The sequence below is a fragment of the Alcaligenes parafaecalis genome, assembly GCF_026344135.1.
Taxonomy (GTDB): Bacteria; Pseudomonadota; Gammaproteobacteria; order Burkholderiales; family Burkholderiaceae_B; genus Alcaligenes; species Alcaligenes parafaecalis.
This window is the reverse complement of the sequence record NZ_JAPKNA010000002.1, coordinates 428025-446617: the sequence shown is the minus strand read 5'-3', so window position 1 is coordinate 446617 and position 18593 is coordinate 428025. Positions and strand designations below refer to the sequence as shown.

Genomic DNA, 18593 nt, shown 5'->3' with positions numbered 1-18593 from the left:
ATCAGCCCAGAACGCCCGACAAGGTACGGCGTACGTCTTCTTCTGTACGGCCACTACGCTGGATGTAGTCTTGCAATTGATCCTCGCCGATATTGCCCACGTTGAAGTACTTGGACTGCGGGTGGCTGAAGTAGAAACCCGAGACGCTGGAAGCCGGAATCATGGCGTAACTGTCGGTGATGAACATATCAATATCCTCACACTGCAAGACACGGAACATTTCGTGTTTGACTACGTGCTCCGGGCAGGCTGGGTAGCCGGGTGCGGGGCGAATGCCCTGGTATTTTTCGTCAATCAGCTCTTCGTTGGACAGACGTTCGTCCGTCACATAGCCCCACAAGTCCGTGCGCACGCGAGCGTGCAGACATTCTGCAAAGCCTTCTGCAAAACGGTCGCCCAGTGCTTTGATCATCAGGTCGGAGTAATCGTCACCAGCGGCCTGGAAACGCTCGGACAGTTTGTCTACACCGATCCCGCCGGTGACGGCAAACATACCGATGTAATCCGCTACACCGCTTTCTTTAGGAGCGATGTAGTCGGCCAGGCACTTGCTGTCCACGCCTTCACGCTTGACGCCTTGCTGGCGCAGATTTCGCCAGGTGAACAGCACTTCGCTGCGCGATTCGTCTGAATAGACCTCGATATCTTCGCCATTGACGGTATTGGCGGGGTAGAAAGCAATCACGCCATTTGCCGTCAACCAGCGGCCTTCAATGACTTTTTTCAACATGGCCTGCCCTTCGGCAAACAATGTCTTGGCCTGCTCCCCCACCACCTTGTCTTCCAGAATGGCCGGGTACTTGCCAAACAGGCTCCAGGTCTGGAAGAACGGCGTCCAGTCGATGAACTGGGCAATATCCGCCAGGTCGTAATTCTTGAAGGTACGACGGCCAATGAACTTGGGGCGCGGCGGCACGTAAGTAGACCAGTCGATGACGGGTTTGTCTTCGCGTGCTTTTCCCAGAGAGATCAGCGGTGTGGCTTTGCGATTGGCATGGCGCTGACGCACCTGCTCGTATTCCTCGCGCACCTCGGCCAGAAAATCTTCCACGTTATCCGACACCAATTGGGTTGCTACACCGACACAGCGGCTGGCATCAGGCGTGTAGATCACCGGGCCATCGTAGTGTGGGGCAATTTTTACGGCGGTATGCACGCGGCTGGTAGTGGCACCACCAATCATCAAGGGGATATTGCGCTCGCGGAAGTAAGGATCGCGCTGCATTTCCGAGGCCACATAGGCCATTTCTTCCAGGCTAGGGGTGATCAGGCCTGACAAACCTACGATATCGGCGTCCACCTCTTTAGCCTTGGCCAGAATCTCGGCACAAGGCACCATCACGCCCATATTGACCACTTCAAAGTTATTACACTGCATAACCACGGACACAATGTTCTTGCCGATGTCGTGGACGTCGCCTTTCACGGTGGCAATCACCATGCGCCCCTTGGAGCGCACATCACCACCAGCCGCTTCAATCTGGCGCTTTTCTTCTTCAATGAAGGGAATCAAGTGGGCCACGGCCTGTTTCATCACGCGGGCAGATTTCACGACCTGTGGCAGAAACATCTTGCCCTGACCGAAGAGGTCTCCCACCACGTTCATGCCGTCCATCAAGGGACCTTCAATCACGCTGATGGGACGTCCGCCCTGGGCATCAATTTTCTGCCGGACTTCTTCGGTGTCTTCCACAATGAAGCTGGTAATGCCGTGCACCAATGAGTGGATCAGGCGCTGCTCCACAGTCGTTTCACGCCAGCTCAAGTCTTCTTCTTTCTTGGCACCCGAGCCTTTCACGCTTTCGGCCATTTCAACCAGGCGCTCGGTGGGCGTGCGCTCGTCTGCCGGATCGGTTTTACCTTTAGGCTCGGCCCGGTTCAGGATCACGTCTTCAATCAGATCGCGCAAACGCGGCTCGATATTGGCGTAGACACCCAACTGGCCCGCATTCACGATACCCATCGTCAGGCCTTCCTGAATGGCGTAGTACAGGAAGACGGTGTGAATGGCCTCGCGCATGGCTTCGTTGCCACGGAAGGAGAAGCTGACGTTGGAGATACCGCCAGACAAGCGGGCATGGGGCAGATTCTTGTGAATCCAGCCTGCACCACGGATAAAGTCCAGACCGTAATTAGCGTGCTCGTCCATGCCGGTTGCGACCGCAAAAACGTTAGGGTCGAAAATAATGTCTTCAGGCGGGAAGCCGACTTCGTCTACCAGCAGGCGGTAAGCGCGTTCGCAAATCTCCACCCGGCGTTCGTAGCTATCGGCCTGACCTTGCTGGTCAAAAGCCATTACGACTACGGCCGCCCCGTATTTACGGCACAGGCGCGCGTGTTCCAGGAAGGGCTCAACGCCTTCCTTCATGGAAATGGAGTTCACAATTGCCTTGCCCTGCACACAGCGCAGACCCGTTTCGATCACATCCCACTTGGAGCTGTCGATCATGATGGGCACACGGGCAATGTCCGGCTCGGAAGCGATCAGGTTCAGGAAACGATGCATACAGGCGGCTGAGTCCAGCATGCCCTCGTCCATATTGATGTCGATAATCTGCGCGCCGTTTTCTACTTGCTGGCGGGCAACCGACAAGGCTTCCTCGTAATTTTCCTGCTGAATCAAGCGCAAAAACGCCTTGCTGCCGGTGACGTTGGTACGTTCGCCCACGTTCACAAACAAGGTGTCTTCGTCGATATTCAAGGGCTCCAAACCCGAGAGGCGGGTTTTAACTGGAATCTCAGGTACGACACGGGCTGGCAGTTTGCGGCACAGCTCGGCAATAGCCGCAATGTGTTCAGGCGTCGTTCCGCAACAGCCGCCCACCATATTCACCAAACCCGCCTGGGTAAATTCCTGCAGCAGGCTGGAGGTGTCGGCAGGCGTTTCATCAAAGCCGGTTTCCGCCATCGGGTTGGGCAAACCTGCGTTGGGGTAGACACACACATAGGTGTCGCAAATCTTGGACAGCTCGGCCACGTATGGGCGCATCAAGGCGGCACCCAGGGCACAGTTCAGACCAATCGTGATTGGGCGGGCATGACGCATGGAGTTCCAGAAGGCCTCCACGGTCTGGCCAGACAAGATACGGCCAGAGGCGTCCGTCACCGTACCCGACACCATGACGGGAACACGCTCGCCCCGTTCATCAAACACCGACTCCAAGGCAAACACGGCCGCTTTGGCGTTCAAGGTATCGAAAACGGTTTCGATCAGCAGCACATCCACGCCACCGTCCAGCAAAGCATGTACCTGCTCGGTATACGCCACGCGCAACTGCTCAAAGGTGACGTTACGGGCAGCCGGGTCGTTCACATCTGGAGAAATAGAGGCTGTTTTAGGCTGTGGGCCCAAGGCACCGGCCACAAAGCGCGGCCATTCAGGTGTGCTGAAGGCATCGCGCGCCTGACAGGCCAGTTGGGCCGAGGCCAGATTCAGGTCATAGCTGATGCCCTGCAAATCGTAATCGCCCTGGGCAATATCCGTTGCACCAAAGGTATTGGTACTGATGACGTCGGCCCCAGCAGCCAGGTATTTCTCGTGAATTTCCTGAATGATGTCCGGGCGCACCAGCGACAGCAATTCGTTATTGCCCTTCACATCTTTGTGATGATCCGCAAAACGCTCGCCCCGGAAGTCGGCCTCACCCAGCTTGTAGCGTTGAATCATGGTGCCCATCGCACCGTCCAGAATCAAAATCTGTTGACCCAGGCGGCGAGCAAATTCTGCACCACGCGTGTAGGCAGAGATCGGGTAAGGCAAGGCAGGATAGGACACTAAAAGCTCCGTAACACGAAACGGGACGTTGACGGCATCTGGCAGCAAGAGCCGCGAGAATGGTGGATTGACGCCACAATTGTAGCGCTTTGTACGGGAATTCCGCCCTAAACACTTAACCTTTGCCCCCGCGGCATGTAACATTTTCCGCTCGGAAAGAGGTGCTTTCCGGTCCACGCCAAGTTGGACCTGGGAAAGTCAAATGGGAAACGTGATCTGTTCACACCCGAACAGCCAAACGTGCTGCCCCCGCAACGGTACCTGCTACGCGCAAAGCCCGACACCAGCCTGCTTATCGACCCTGAATTCATGGCCGCCCCACCAAGGGGCAGCTTCGCTTACTGGTGTGCGGGGACGCACATCCCACAGGAATTTCCATGACTCTACTGTCCATCAGACCTTTGATGGTCGCCCTGGCGGGCGCCCTGCCTTTCATCGCCACGGCCCAAACCGCCTCTGTCACCAAGCTGGATCAAATTGTTGTTACCCCTAGCCGCATGGCGCAACCACTGAAAAACGTGGTAGGTGATGTAACGGTGATTGATCAGGAGACCCTGCAGAAAGCGGGTCAAAGCAGCGTGGCTGAAATTTTGCAGCGTCAGCCTGGGGTGGAGATTTACAGCAGTGGTGGTCCGCAGACTACAACCGGCGTTTTTTTACGCGGTACTGACCCCAAACATACCCGCGTCATGATTGACGGCATGCGTATCAATAGCCCCACCAGTGGTTCGGTAAACTGGCAAGCGATTGACCCTGCCCTGATCGAGCGCATTGAAATTGTGCGTGGAGCAGGCAGCAGCCTGTATGGCTCGGATGCGATTGGTGGTGTCATCAACATCATCACGAAAAAAGGTGGCGGTGACCGTGCCTTGAGTGCCTGGGGTAATGTTGGTGTGGGTTCGCAAGACACCTTCAAAGCCAGCGCCGGTTTTTCGGGGGCGTCTCAAGGTTGGGACTACAGCCTGGCCTCCAGCTACGGTACCAGCGATGGCTTTAATGCTACTAATCCACTTGCAGGTATATACACCTATAACCCTGACAAGAACGGCTACACCCAACACGGGCTGAGTGGTTCCGTGGGTTACGAATGGGCGAAAGGCCAACACCTAGGTTTGACCGTCATGAATAACTATATAGACGGTCAATTCGACAACGGCCAGAAACTAGCCAGTACCCCCACGACACAGGCTCGCCAACAAGCCTATGGTTTAACCAGCACAAACAAGCTAAGCGAGCTTTGGTCCAGCCGTCTCAACATGTCTTGGGGTAAGGAGACTGTTAACAATCACGCTGAAACAGTGGACTATCCGTTTAGCTCACGCTATTCGACCATACAACGTCAATACAGTTGGCAAAATGACCTAACGGTTGCTAAAGGCCACGTAGTGTCTGTGCTAGCTGAACGTCTGGAGGAGCGTATGACCCACTCCAACGCTCATACAGCAGACAAACGAAACACCAATGCCTTTGCCCTGATCTACCGTGGCGACATCAATCAACATCACCTGCAGGCCAGTGTCCGTAACGACAATATTGGCGGCTTTGGTCACAAGGTAACTGGTGGACTGGGCTATGACTTGGATCTCACTACGAATTGGACGGTCGGTGTGGCCGCCAATACAGGCTTCCGTGCAGCCTCTTTTGCAGACCTCTACACTCCCTACCAAGCAAGCGACTATGGTAGTTTTGTTGGTAACCCCAACCTTAAGCCTGAAAAATCCCGCAACATCGAAGGCAATATCCGCTATACAGACGACACGACTGAATTAGCCCTAGTGGTTTATCAAAACAGTATTCGTGACTTCATTAACACTTATAACTGCGACGCTGCCTTTAACTGTACTACTACGAATACGGAGAGGGCCCGTATCACAGGCCTAACACTAACTGCCATGAAGCAATTGGGCGACACCACGCTGACTGCTAGTGCCGACTTTACCGACCCCAAAGATAGAAACACCGACAAGCAGTTGGTACGCCGTGCCAAGCAAAACTACAAAGTGGCCGTGGAGCACAAGTTCGGTGATCTGAAAACTGGTGCCGAATACCTGTTCGCTTCCCACCGTTATGAAGACGCAAAGAATGAGCAACGTCTGGGCGGCTACGGCCTGCTAAACCTGACTGCCAGCTACCCGCTGACTTCCAGCCTGGAAGCGCAACTGCGCTGGAACAATGTGCTCGACAAGGACTACAACCTGGCCAGCCGTGGCTACAACAACGCAGGCTCCAGCGTGTTCCTGAACTTTGCCTGGCGCATGTAAGCAGTAAAATCAGCTTCGCTTGATTCTGGCGCGGTTCTGCTCAAGAGCCGCGCCATTTACTTAAAGGCGCATGATGCCCTCTTTGCCTGCGACGTTTCGTCTCCAACACCCGAAGCGCTCTGTCTGGAGCGGATTGGGGCTATGGACTTTGCTTGGCCTGTTCGTCCTGCTTTCGGGATTGCCCATCCTGACGCAAGCGCGTGAGAAAGACCCGCTGCAATCACAGGCGCAGATTCAAGCACAGCCCAAGACACAGACACAGACACAGACACAGACAAGCACAGAACAAAGCACTCAAGAGGTACAAAACAAGCAGCAAGATCAACAAGTACAAAAAGCCTCAACAGACCAAGAGGCGCTGTACACACCAACGACCGCTCCTGCCCGCGCAATCAGTCTGGCCCCTCACATCACTGAGATCCTGTTTGCCGCCGGTGCTCAAGACCACTTGATCGCTGTGGACAGTTCCAGCGACTACCCGCCTGCTGCCAAGGATCTGCCCCGCGTTGGGGACGCCTTGCGCGTCAACCCCGAACGGCTGCTGGAGCTGAAACCTGATCAGGTCTGGGCCTGGCAGTCCAACCAGATCGGGCCTGAGATACAGCGCCAGCTAGAGCAAACCCATATCAGCCTGATCTTTGCCGCACCCCAAAAACTGGACGATATTCCCGCCTTTATCCGTCTGGCAGGAGACAGCCTGGATACGGCTGATGTAGCCGTTCCTATCGCCGCCTTGCTGGATAATCAGATTGCCGCCCTGCGTCAGAACAGCCGCTTGGGCGAGACTGTCAGCGTGTTTCTGGAAATCGGCTCCGAGCCTTTGTACACCCTGGCGCGCGATCCCTTGATTCAGGATGTGTTGACTACCTGCAAGGCGCAGAATATCTACGCCCATCATGCCGCCGTCGCCCCCACCATCAGCCTGGAAGATGTGCTGCACAAGCGCCCACAGGTCGTGATCATGGCCTACCGTGATCCAGCACAATTGCGCACCCGTCATCTGTTCTGGGAAAAGCATCTGGGCCTGAGCCCCCACGCTTTGCTGAACCTGAACCCGGATGCGCTGTACCGCCCTGGCCCCAGGCTGATAGAGGCTACTCGCGAACTGTGCGAGCAGTTGGATCGCTATCGAGCCCAGGTGTCCTAGACGCTTGTCAGCTCTGGCTTAGAACTGATACTTCACCGCCAGCATCATGTTGCGCGGCTCGCCCCAGGTATACGTGCTGTACCAGGAGAACATGGAGTAATAGCGCTTGTCGAACAGGTTATTGACGGTAAAGGTGGCCGACAAATTCTTGTTGAAGCGATAACGTGCCATCGCATCCACCAGCCAGTAACCCGAGACCGTATGCTGCACCTTGCCCGGCGATCCTGGTCGGCTTACATTGCCCCAGGTCTTGCTTTGCCAGCGTGCACCGCCACCTAGCGTCAGACCATTCAGCTCACCCTCGAAATCATAGGTGGTGTAAATATTGAACTGATGCTCAGGCGATAAGGTCGACACCTTTTCACCATCGCGACGCGACAGCTTGTAGGCATAGCCCGCGTGCATCTGCCATTGCGGCGTCAACTGGCCAGCCACTTCCAGCTCTACCCCATTCGTACGCACGCCCTGGGTCGCCTCATAGGCAATGCCGCCTGATGGTGTGCGCCCCCCCGTTTCCTTGCCAAAGTTATCCTGACGCAATTGGAAATAAGCCACGCTCGACGTCAAACGCCCCCCCAGGAACTCGCCTTTGACACCGACCTCATAGTTGTCGCCACGCAAGGGGTCCAGCGTACGGCCGCCTTCGTCCCGCAGGTCTTGAGGCTGGAAGATGTTGGTGTAGCTGGCATAGACCGAGAAGTTGTCGTTCAGGTCGTACACGGCCCCAAAGTACGGCACCCATACGCCAGTCTCGCGCATATCAAGCTTGTTGTAGTTGGCGTAGCGTGTGCCCAGCAGCAGCTTCAAGTCGTCACGCAGGTTCAGACGCGTGCTGATATACACGCCATTTTCCCGTGTCACTTCCCGATCATCTCTCAAATGCTTCCAGTTCATGCGCGGCCAGCGGCCATCCCATTCGTAGTAATTCGGAACATCGGTATTGCTGCTTTCACCGTAAGACGCATTGGTCCAGCGACGGCGCGATACCCCACCCCCGACCACCAGTTCATGCTCTCGCCCGAACAGTTCAAAGGGGCCAGTCGCATAGAAGTCAGCCGTGTTGGATACCGTCTTGCCTACGTAGCGCCCAGACCACAAAGAAGTGCCTTTGCCGGTTAGAGGATCAGGATTGCCAGCAGCCACCGAAGCCAGTTCGGAGTCATAACCATTGATCAGGTGGTTAAGCTGCACCTTGGCCATCCAGCCGCTGTCGAACTCATGCTCCAGCGTGGCAAAGGCCGAACGGGTGTACTGGTTCCAGCGACTCCAGCGCGTACCGTTATTAAAGGAACGGTCCATATCGTTGAAGTTGCCTTGCGCGTCATAGATCGGGATGCCGCCCCAGGTCGAGCCTTTGGGGTCGTTATCCTGCAAGTCCGCTCCCAAGGTCAGCCGGGTATCCGGTGTCAGGTCAGCCTCTACAATGCCGTACAGCACCAAGGTCTGGCGCTGGTAGTGGTCCAACTGACTTTTCTTGTCCTGATAGGCGCCGACCATACGGCCACGTATAGAGCCTGTCTCGTTCAAGGGACCGGAGAAATCCACCTCACCACGATAGTTGTCCCAAGTGCCTGCACCCGCACTGGCATGGCCCTGAAACTCTTGCGTCGGCTTTTTACGAATCATATTGATCGTAGCGCCGGGGTTACCACTGCCGGTCAACAGGCCAGAGGCCCCTTTCAAGACCTCGACACGATCATAAATGGCCATATCGCTGAGAGTGTTACCCGCGGAGTATGGCGAATCCCGCAAGGTGGGGATGCCGTCGTACTGGAAGTTCTTGATATCGAAACCACGTGCCTCGTAGGCGGTACGCTCACTGTCGTACGTAATGATGCTGACACCTGGGGTATGGCGCACCACATCATCAATGCTGGTCAGATTAAAGTCGTCCATCATCTTGCGTGTGGTCACGCTGATGGCCTGCGGTGTCTGGCGTGGCGTCAGGCGCAAACGGGTTGCCGTGGCAATCGTCCCGGCAGCATAAGTGCCTGAACCTTCGGTAATGTCGCCCAGTGCATTGCGGCGCACTTCAATACGCGACAACGATTGCACACCCGCCTCATCGGCCAGGGTGTCGCTATCGGACAAGGCAATCAAGACATAGCCCTGATCCCGACTTTGAACCTGAAACGGCTGCCCGGCCAGCAAGGCGGCAAAACCTTCCTGTACCGAATACTGGCCTTGCAAGCGCGGCGCGCTCAGGCCCTGTAATCGCGAGGAATCCATCACCAAGGCCACCCCAGCCTGTTGAGCAAACTGGCTCAAGCGGCTGGCCAGATCACCGGCCTCCAGAGAATAGGCTTGCGTGTTCTGGGCCGATACCGGGGCCACATTCAGCATCAATGCCCCCACCACAGCCAAGCCCAGCAGGCGGCGACAAGTAGCAGGCATGAGCGGCGTCTTCACAAGCGCCAAAGGCGGCGCATTCTTCGGGACCATGAAATCTCTCCTTCTTTGGCAAGGTCTATCTGTTAAAGACGCACGAGCCCAAAAAAGCGGCAATCAAGGCCTGAAAGTAATCGTCAATATTTCGTCTGGCGTGTTCTGCACCTGCAAGCCGGGATACAGATCCTTCAGCAAGGCCAGGGCCGACAAAGGCTGATCAGCAGGCAAGACGGCACTGACCGTCAAACCTGCCATCCCTTGTGGATTGACCTGTGTTTTGCCGGGGTACTGGCGGGTGATCTGCTCCAAAGCCTGTGTCAGGGGCATATGCTCCAGCACCAGTTGTCGCTGATCCCAATTACGCTTGCTGCGCTCCACATCGGCCTGGCGATTCGCACCCAAACCTTGCGCATCAATCTGCACCTGGTCCCCAGGCCTCAGCTCGCGTGCAGCTTGTGGACCTTGGGCTCGTGGATAGGCCAGAATCCGAGAGGACAAAACGGTCAGCAAGGTGCCTTGCGGCTGCTCTTGCACAATGAACTCAGTGCCCAAAGCCTGCGAGACAGCCTGACTGCTTAATACCCGCAAGGGTCGATCCGGCTGTTTGGCGACCACCACGCGAACTTGCCCTTCCAGCAGCTCAATATCCCGGTACTGTTTGCTGTACAGAATTTTTACCCGCGATGCGCCCGCCAGTTCCAGGCGAGAGCCATCTTCCAGCACCACGCTGCGCCATTGCCCAGCAGCGGTGTGCAAGGACTGATTCGACCAAGGAAACAGAAAGGCCAGGATGGGCAAAATAATCGCCAGCGCCCAGAGCGAGAGCATCATGCCCTGGCGCCAATCACGTAGCAGCTTCCGCCGTGCCGACAGGCCTGCATCCAGAGCACTACGTCCCGGGGCGGTATTCGCTTGTACGGCCAGTTTTTTCACCGTACCCAGCACGGTTTCCATCCCGACGGCCGCCGCTTCATGACGAGGATCCTGGGCACGCCAGGCTCTGAACTCGGCCTGGGCCTGCTCGGTGAATTGTTCGGGGTCGGACAGAAGCACTACCCATTGGGCCGCCTGTCGTTCAATTTCCGTGCTGGACATGAGGCTCAAGCAGGAATCAAGGTCTGGATATGGAGCAAGGCCTGCACCAGATCATTACGCACGGTGCGTTCGCTGACGCCCAGGCGCTGAGCCACCACTGACTGGGTTTCCCCATCCAGATAGCAGCTTAAAAATGCCATGCGCGTCCGTTCAGGTAGCTCGTCCAAGGCTTGGGCCAACAAGGCCAGGGCTTCAAGGGTTTGAGCACACTGCTCTGCCGAGGGCGCTTGAGCCCCTTCGGCCAGCGTGGCCGCCAAGGCATCCAGATAGGCCTGCTCTACCGCCAGACGTCGGCTGCGATCAATCAGAAGCCGTCTGGCCGTGGTGGCCAGAAACGCACGGGGGTGACGTAAATGATGAACAGCGGACGGTGCCAGAAGCAGACGAACAAACGTGTCCTGAACCAGATCTTCCGCTGTAAAGCTGCAATGCAGGCGCGCACGCAACCACCGCAGCAACCAGCTACGGTGATCTTGATAGAAATCTCCCATCCCTATGGGCGCTGCCGGATAGTCCATATCCCCTACACGCACTAATCAATAATCATTCTCATTCCAAAATTATGACATGAAAAAGTGAGGATGCCGCGCGCATGCACGGCAAGCGTCGTCTTGCCACGACAGATGGCAACAGAAAACACCTTTTAGCACCGAGGAGGCAAACAGAAAACCGAAAGTGGGGGCGGACTCAAACCTGAATCAAGACGGAACAGGCACCACCCAAAGGGTGGTGCCTGCGATGACATACTTGTACTGAGATTACAGCGATAGAGGGCCAGGCAGGCCCACACACAGCAAACCTTAAGGCCCCTACAAACTCGGCCTTACATCATGAAAGAAGGCAAAGTCAGCACAGCATGGGTAGGTGGACGGCGGAAGCCTTCTGCATCATTCAGACGGGCTTGTGCACGACGGGACAGATGCTTGAGGACTTGGCTACGTTCCACCGTAGGCAGCGTGGACAGTGCGTTTTCAATGGTGCGACCGGACAGGTCGTTAAGGGCGTAAGCAAACTCGCGAGCACCGTGAGTTTGCAGCAGCTCCAGCAGATAGCCTTGGCGCTGGCGGGATGCAGCCAGGCGCAGAGCGTCTTGCAGAGCGTTGTTGTGTGGAGCGGAACGGAACAGGTTGAGGCGGAACATAGCATTCTCCTTCGGACACAGGGGCCCAGAAAGAGTGCTCACCTCATCAGAGGGGCCCGCTTTGTGGTCCAGCGTCCAATTGACCGGTCATTGAGGAGGCTTGTCCTTTACAGGAACAAAGCCATAAAGAAGGATCAGGATCCATTTACTTTTAAACGTGAGTAGTTAAAAAAGAAGGTGCAACGGTTTTTGCACCAACGATATTTTCGCATCTGGGTATGGGCTTGTCTGCCAGGCATTGGCACACCTTTCATCACCCTATGGCCATCAAATTTATACTTAGGGATAGGTGGGTAAGCCGCGCATCCCCAAGTCTCTGCCCCCTTGCAGATCTCCTGCCCTTGAGCCTGATCCATGAACAGCCCAAGCGCAGGAAAGCAGCACGCTACTTAGAAGTGGTGCGTCAGACCAAAGGCCACACGGCTGCTACGCGGTTCGCTGGCGTTGGCAGCGGTTTCCATATCAAAGCGACGTCCTTGAGCCGCAAAGGCATAGACACTGGTGCGGGGCGACAAGGCATGCACATAGCCCACAGACATCACCTGAATGCGACGTGCGCGCTCGTCGGTATCCTCCCAGGTCCAGTTCGGACGGCCCAAAGACCACTGCAACTGAAACTCGCCCTTGCCCACTGGAATCGCCGTGCCGACATACCAGGTATCCAGACGGCCACCGTTAATGAATTCTGCCGGGCCCAAACCTCCCAGCCCTTTGTCTTCCAGATGGGCCGGGCCATCATCACCATTCAGACCCACAAAACCATTGCTCTGACGGCTCCAGCCAGCAGCAAGGCGGGCCACCTCAAAGTCATAGCTGGCCCCTAATTGCCAGGCCGTAGGACGATTGGATTCAACACGGCTCAGGCTTTCATAGCTGGCGCCCAGCAACCAAGGGCCATCCTCGTAGCGCAGGGCCACGCTATAGAGTTTGGTCCGTGAGCCACCCATACCCTGCTCACCCACATCTGCGCTGTAGCTGGCACCTAACTGCATGCCCGCCCATTCGGGGCTGCGCCAACTGAACTGATTGGAGATCTGATAATTATCGGAAGCGCGCATCAAGGCGCCCATACCAAAGTCTTTCCAGGAACCCACTTCCACCGCAGAAACAAACTCCTGACCAACGGTGTACTGGCGTCCAAAACGCAGCTCCCCCCAGTGCTCACTGCCCAGACCTAGCCAGGCCTGATAGTTGAACAGACGATCTGATTCTTCAGCCCGGCCCGTCGCCAGATCAATGCCACTTTCCAGATTGAAGGTCGCGCGCAGGCCATCACCCAAATCTTCATGGCCGCGAATCCCCCACAGGGAGTCCGTCTGCCCGCCGCTCAAGACCTCGCGCTGCGAGCCTTCGCCGCTAATACGTGTCCAGCCCAAACCAGCATCCAAAGTGCCATACAGTTGCACCGAGGTTTCAGCATGGCTGTGACTGGGCAGCAGCAAACCAGCCATACCGGCCAGCGCCACACCCGCTGCCAGCGAGGCGGCTTTACTCAATTGAAAAGGGCTGAATTCCAGCACACGACGCCAGCCAGAAACGGCCGGAGCAGGTTCACGCATCAAAATCCCCAATAAAGTTTTATTCCCCGTTGCCACAACCACTCCCTGTGCCGTGCCTGCCACTACCCGGTCGCCCATGGCGCAGGTATCCGGTGCCGCCTGCAAAATAGCGCGGTTCAAAATCAGGTGATCCTGCTGAATCAGGCGCAGATCGGCGGGCACATAATCCCCTGCCGATAACAGCACCACATCGCCCGTCACCACCATGCGAGCGGGTACACGGGACTGGTGATCGCGCGCCAGATCGTACATGGTCAAATCACGGCGCACCTGACACGTTTGTTTTCTTAAAGTCTGTGCCAACTGGAGCAGATCACCGGCGCTGGAGCGCAGCGCCCGGATTTGATTGGGGCCGTTCTGAATCAGACGGCGCAAGACTTCATCAAAGGCCAGGCCGTGGCGCTGGGTATTCAAGGCTTGCAACACATGCGGCACGCTGCGGGTGGCGTAGTAGCTCAGCGCACAGTGGGCGCGGCGCACCAGACGCACCGGGCTCTGGTGTACGACGGCGCTGTGATCGGGATGGAAAAACTGGCTTGCATTCATGGGTACCTCTACACATTGGTACAGGGACGGCCACCCCGCTCTGAAAGGCTAAGGATGTGTTTACCGTCGCAGTGGAAAGACAAAAATCGCTGATTGATTCGGGTAGGAATTACCGCCCGCTGGCTTGCATTCAGAACCAGCGGGCACTATCTCGTGGTCATCGGCCATCGACACCTCTGTTTCGTTCAATGAGTTCTTCAACAAACAGCCTGCGTGTCGCACTACCGGGCCAACACACAGCGTTCTCCCTCAACGCAATGCGCCCGATTTTTTGATTGTCCATATCGGCACCGCCGTCAAAGCCAGAACGGTCACCAACTGCACCCACATTGTGCCTTCCCAAGATAACTCGGGCATGACATGAAAGTTCTGACCATACCAGTTAATCAAGGCCGTGCCGGGCACCAGCAAGGCCCACAGCACGGTAAAGACTTTGGTCACGTTCAGATCACTCATGGCCACGGATTCGCCTGCAGCACGCCAATGAAACCGTTGACGCTCAATGGCAAAATGCGCACGGCGCTGCATCCCTTCAATGGCGGCAATCAGCTCGTCCACGCGGCTCAAGGCCATGCTTTGTCCCTGATACACCAAGCGGCGCAAACGCTGTGCGGCCTGCTCCAGATCGTCAATCGAATGCATGACGTAAGACAGCGGCTTGTGCAGGGTGGCCATATGGCTATCCAGATCAATCATGTCCTCGGCACCGCGCGAATAATCCGTGCCTACATTGGATAGAAAGCCGCGCAGGGACAAGGTGGAGACGCTCAAGCCCTGATCAATGCGATCCAGCACTTGAGAGGTCTGGGCCAACAGTTGATACAGCAGCGTCAAGGCCAAGGCATGCGAGCTGGCCAAAGACATTTCCTGCGCACTCAGGCGTTCCAGCGCCTGGCCTGGACGCAGCAGGCGATGCCCCGTTTCCACGGTGTACAGCGGCTGTTCATCCTCTCCCAAGCGCCAGACCAGGTCAGAAACCTGTACCTGATCCTCCTGCAGGCGCACACAGCGGATACGAGTACTCATGCCCAGGCTGGCCTGAGTCTGCGGCACCAGATCCACGCGGTACAACTTGCCCAAGTCCTCCAGTGCCTGACGGTCGGGGGCCTGCAAGCGCCGCCAGGAAGCCATATCCTTGAAACGGGCCGTCATCGCATCCACCCTTTGCGTTTCACGTAGGCCAAAGGAGCCAAGGCAAAAATGGCGGTCATGCCCATCACCAGCCACTCTCCGCTGACAATTTCCAGCTCGGGCATATTCGCAAAGTTCTGGCCGTAGAACGCAGCGATCAGCGTGGGCGGCAGGAACACGGCGGTCACCACCGTAAAGACCTTGATCACCTGGTTTTGCTTCAAATCCAATGTGGTCATCAAGGACTGCTGCAGATTGCGGATTTTGTCGTGCTGGAAACGGGCATAGCGGCGCAAGCTTTGAATGTCCGAAAGCAGCATGGACAGGTTCTCTGCACTTTCACCACCGGGGGTGCGACGCAGCCAGCGGCCCGCTCGTGCGAGCATCAACTGACCTTCCACGGTTTTAGCGACCAGCTCTTCCGCCTCACCCAAACCGATGGCGGTGCTGGCGATATCTGCTACCCCGGCCTGACGTCCCGAGGTATCAAAGCCGCCACTGGCCGCCGCGACCGTATCGCTGCGCTCGTCCAGACGACCGGCCACGTCAGAAATCGTAGCGCGAGCCTGATCGTTCAAGGCCTGCAAAATCATGAACAGAATCGACGCGGGGCTGGGTGCAGGCTGGCCCGAATCCACCAGGGCATGCAATTGCTGGCTGACCCGCTCCAGCGTATCCACACGTACGTCCTGCTCCACACTGATCAAACGATCTTTACCCAAAGCAAACAACAGACTGGTTTCCCGATACTGCTGTCCTTGGCGTATCACCATTTCCACGGGAATCAGAATAAAGCCTGCCTCTTCGGCGGCGGCACGGCCCCGTTTGATACTCAAATCCAGACCCAGTTTGGCCTGTGCCTCGGCCAATTCCTCGTGACGGCTGGCCGACAGTTGCAGCCATGCTGTTTTTTGCCCGCGCTTGTCGCTCAGGCTGGACACCACGGCACCCCCCTGTTTTTTATCAGTCATGGCTTAGTCCTCGCTTTGTACCTGTTCGGCGTCCGGGGAAACCATGTAGTGGCCGTACAAGTGCAGACCGGCAAAACTGCCCAGAATCAGGATGTACAGCACCACCACCGCAATCATGATTTCGCGTTCGATATGCGCGGTGCGCGGGCGGCTGGCACGGGCCCGGTCAATCGCCTGGCGACGCTGCTGGACCGCCGCGTTGGAGTCCGACTGCAGGCTCAAATCTTCATTCCAGACCAGACCACGCAATTTGTCCGAGCCTGCCGTTGCCACCTCGGCGCTGCTTTTCAGTGTGTTCAACATACGAAATTCTTCCCATTCATTTAATTGTCAAAGGCTGCGAGCCCGACGCTCGCCCAGGCGCGCTCTAGCGCAGCCAGCCCCGGTGTTTCACATAGATCAGCGGCAGCATGGAGAACAAGGCGGTGGAAATAATCCCCACCATTTCGGCGTGCTCCCATTGCAGAATCGGCATATAGGCAAAGTTCATGCTGTAGTAGGTGGAGATCAGCATGGCGGGCAGGAATACGGCCGTCACCACCGAGAACACCTTCACAATCTGGTTCTGCTTGACGTTCAACGCCATATTGTTGGTGGTCTGCAAAAGACGGACACGGTCGTGCACAAAGTTCACCTGCTTTTCCACGGCTTCGATGTCTTCGATCAAGGTATGGAATACCGGTTTGAGTTTTTCCTGATCGGCGGGTAAACGAGCCAGGGCATGACGGGCCGCCATAGCCAACTGCAACTGACTTTCCAGACAATCGGACAGCAACTCTTCCACTTCACTCAGGTCCATCTGGGTGGACACCACGTCGCTGACTCCAAAGTCCCGGTCTTTGGTTTCCAGGCTGTTGAGCACGGCATTGGTCTGGGTCAACACTTTGCCCAGATCATGGCTCAGGGAATCCAGCAGCTCGTCAGCCGCGTCGTTAATGGACTGCAAGATGACGGCAAAGCTCTCGAAGGAGTCGTTCTCCCGGCCATCACGCTGCAAGCGTTGCAACGCCTGGGCCAAGGGTTTGGGACTGGGGTCCGGCTCAATCGACACCAGAACCTGGCGGCTCAGGATGAAGACCACACGGCTGGCTTTCTTCTGGCCCTTTTCCACATTCAAAAATGTCACGGGCACAAAGCTGAACGCTCCTTCCTGAGTAGGGCTGTTCTGCAAGGTCTGGGGAATTTCCACGCCCAGCTTTTTGCGCAGGCCACTGATCTGCTCGGTGGCGTGGATGCTGATCCGCATCCAGTTATTGGGCTGGCCGTCGTTGCCAAAAAGCGGCGGCGTTTTACCTTGGTCCGTCATTGTTGATCTCCATCAGAACGGGTCTCTTGGGAGGTGGACGCATCGGGCGACGGCGTCGAGGTTCCCATGTAAAAACTGGAATGCGAGCCGGAGGTGGAACTGGTCCGGGTTTCCAGGTGCGAGTTGCTGAAAAACAGCCAGCTCACCACCACAATCAAAATGCCCCACGAAGAGAGCAGCATGGAAAAAGACAAACGCTCGTAGCGCGACCAACGCTTGCGGCCTTTGAAGGGAGCGGCACTGGGACGACGCGCTGAACGAGTCCAGACCTGGGCGGCAAGCGAGTTGTCTTGATACGGTTTGCTGCTCAAAGAAGAGGGAATGGTTTGCGGCATAGCACTCTTTTGGCTTGATAAAAACCAAACCAGCCGCCCATGACGATGCGACCCCCGCATGGGCTGGCTAGTTGTGGTGGGTTAACAGAAAAGGCAGCGTCCGGCGCTCAAGAGCGCTGGGGCTGTCGATACTCACGCAACCAGTCCTGCGTGCCGTAGCGGTGCGGGAACAGGGTGAACAAACTGGGTGCGGGGCCGGGGCTCTGGCGACGGCCCAAATGACCAGTACGAATGCCCGTCGTCATGGCCGTCTGGATTTGGTGACGATCAGACTCAGGCAGCATGGCCAGGACATCAGCACGAACGCGCGCCGAGAGATCCGGCAAGGCCTTGGCAAAGGCCAAGGTGCCGTGTGAAGCCAGCAAGTCGCACACGGCGACGGGGCGGTAAGTAGCGACAGCCATGCGCAAAGCGCGTTGCAGGCCATCGTGGGGACGGGAGTAGCGAAACAGCATGAGATTCTCCTGAGGCACGCGGCCACAGAAGCACCTCACACGTCTAGACCGTGAGGAACCTGGAGCCGGTGCTCAATTCGCAGTGGGGTTTCATGCAGGCATGAAACGCTGGGCAGGACGCAGGTGTGCGTCTTTCAGATTCAGGGTCAGGGCCCAAGAACGTGCTCCTCTATCAATCAAAAAAAACGGACTGTCTGTACAAAGACCTGGAAAAGGCAAAGACATCAGCCATGAACAGGCGCTCTGCTTCGGTCTGAAAGGTCCAGGACCGTAGCCAATCGGACTCAAGCCTCAGGTACATCAGCACCTGAGGCTTGAGTCCGACCGATGAAACAGAAAGAGCGCATGAAATCTACGGATCCCTCAAGAAAAATCCCGTTCTTGAGGAACAACAGAATTTTCGCATCGCAGCCCTGGCAGGGCCAGTCGGCATTGGGGCCTTGTGCATGGCCTTAAACATAATGCGAATATGCCAAGGTATAT

The 18593-nt window shown here is 56.6% G+C and carries 14 protein-coding genes and 1 riboswitch; of the genes, 2 read left to right on the top strand and 12 right to left on the bottom strand.

Going from position 1 to position 18593, the window contains the following annotated elements; genetic code table 11:
• Position 1 precedes the first annotated feature (1 nt).
• Positions 2-3775: a methionine synthase gene (gene metH / locus OSH09_RS08950; protein ID WP_266120781.1), complete on the bottom strand. Its 3774-nt coding sequence runs from the start codon at positions 3773-3775 to the stop codon at positions 2-4.
• 142 nt (positions 3776-3917) lie between these two features.
• Positions 3918-4081: riboswitch (cobalamin riboswitch) on the top strand.
• A 71-nt stretch (positions 4082-4152) separates the two neighbouring features.
• Between metH and OSH09_RS08945 the strand changes: the two genes are divergently transcribed.
• On the top strand, positions 4153-6036 hold the full coding sequence (locus tag OSH09_RS08945; protein ID WP_266120780.1) for a TonB-dependent receptor domain-containing protein: 1884 nt from the start codon (positions 4153-4155) through the stop codon (positions 6034-6036).
• Between the two features lie 133 nt (positions 6037-6169).
• A complete protein-coding gene (locus OSH09_RS08940; protein WP_266120779.1) occupies positions 6170-7183 on the top strand; it encodes an ABC transporter substrate-binding protein in 1014 nt (337 codons plus the stop codon).
• 18 nt (positions 7184-7201) lie between these two features.
• Here OSH09_RS08940 and OSH09_RS08935 read toward each other — a convergent pair whose 3' ends face one another.
• The 11 genes from OSH09_RS08935 to OSH09_RS08885 form a co-directional block, all read right to left on the bottom strand.
• Positions 7202-9625, bottom strand: a complete 2424-nt coding sequence (locus OSH09_RS08935; protein ID WP_266120778.1) for a TonB-dependent siderophore receptor — start codon at positions 9623-9625, stop codon at positions 7202-7204.
• 63 nt (positions 9626-9688) lie between these two features.
• On the bottom strand, positions 9689-10666 hold the full coding sequence (locus tag OSH09_RS08930) for a FecR family protein (protein ID WP_266120777.1): 978 nt from the start codon (positions 10664-10666) through the stop codon (positions 9689-9691).
• 5 nt (positions 10667-10671) lie between these two features.
• Complete coding sequence (locus OSH09_RS08925) at positions 10672-11157, bottom strand: sigma-70 family RNA polymerase sigma factor (protein WP_243430150.1); 486 nt, start codon at positions 11155-11157, stop codon at positions 10672-10674.
• 332 nt (positions 11158-11489) lie between these two features.
• Complete coding sequence (locus tag OSH09_RS08920) at positions 11490-11807, bottom strand: hypothetical protein (RefSeq protein WP_207872270.1); 318 nt, start codon at positions 11805-11807, stop codon at positions 11490-11492.
• Positions 11808-12196: 389 nt separating this feature from the next.
• Positions 12197-13912: a porin gene (locus OSH09_RS08915; RefSeq protein ID WP_266120776.1), complete on the bottom strand. Its 1716-nt coding sequence runs from the start codon at positions 13910-13912 to the stop codon at positions 12197-12199.
• A 249-nt stretch (positions 13913-14161) separates the two neighbouring features.
• Entirely contained in the window at positions 14162-15064 is a 903-nt protein-coding gene (locus tag OSH09_RS08910) for a CorA family divalent cation transporter (RefSeq protein ID WP_266120775.1), read from the bottom strand.
• Positions 15061-16014: a magnesium transporter CorA family protein gene (locus OSH09_RS08905; protein WP_266120774.1), complete on the bottom strand. Its 954-nt coding sequence runs from the start codon at positions 16012-16014 to the stop codon at positions 15061-15063. Before OSH09_RS08905 ends, OSH09_RS08910 begins: the two co-directional genes overlap by 4 nt.
• 3 nt (positions 16015-16017) lie before the next feature.
• A complete protein-coding gene (locus OSH09_RS08900) occupies positions 16018-16317 on the bottom strand; it encodes a hypothetical protein (RefSeq protein WP_207872274.1) in 300 nt (99 codons plus the stop codon).
• Between the two features lie 64 nt (positions 16318-16381).
• Entirely contained in the window at positions 16382-17320 is a 939-nt protein-coding gene (locus tag OSH09_RS08895; protein ID WP_266120773.1) for a CorA family divalent cation transporter, read from the bottom strand.
• The gene (locus tag OSH09_RS08890; RefSeq protein ID WP_222668878.1) at positions 17317-17655 is read right to left on the bottom strand and encodes a hypothetical protein; all 339 of its coding nucleotides are present in this window, start codon (positions 17653-17655) and stop codon (positions 17317-17319) included. The genes OSH09_RS08895 and OSH09_RS08890 overlap by 4 nt, the downstream gene beginning before the upstream one ends.
• Positions 17656-17762: 107 nt before the next feature.
• The gene (locus OSH09_RS08885; protein WP_207872277.1) at positions 17763-18110 is read right to left on the bottom strand and encodes a hypothetical protein; all 348 of its coding nucleotides are present in this window, start codon (positions 18108-18110) and stop codon (positions 17763-17765) included.
• Positions 18111-18593: the final 483 nt, after the last annotated feature.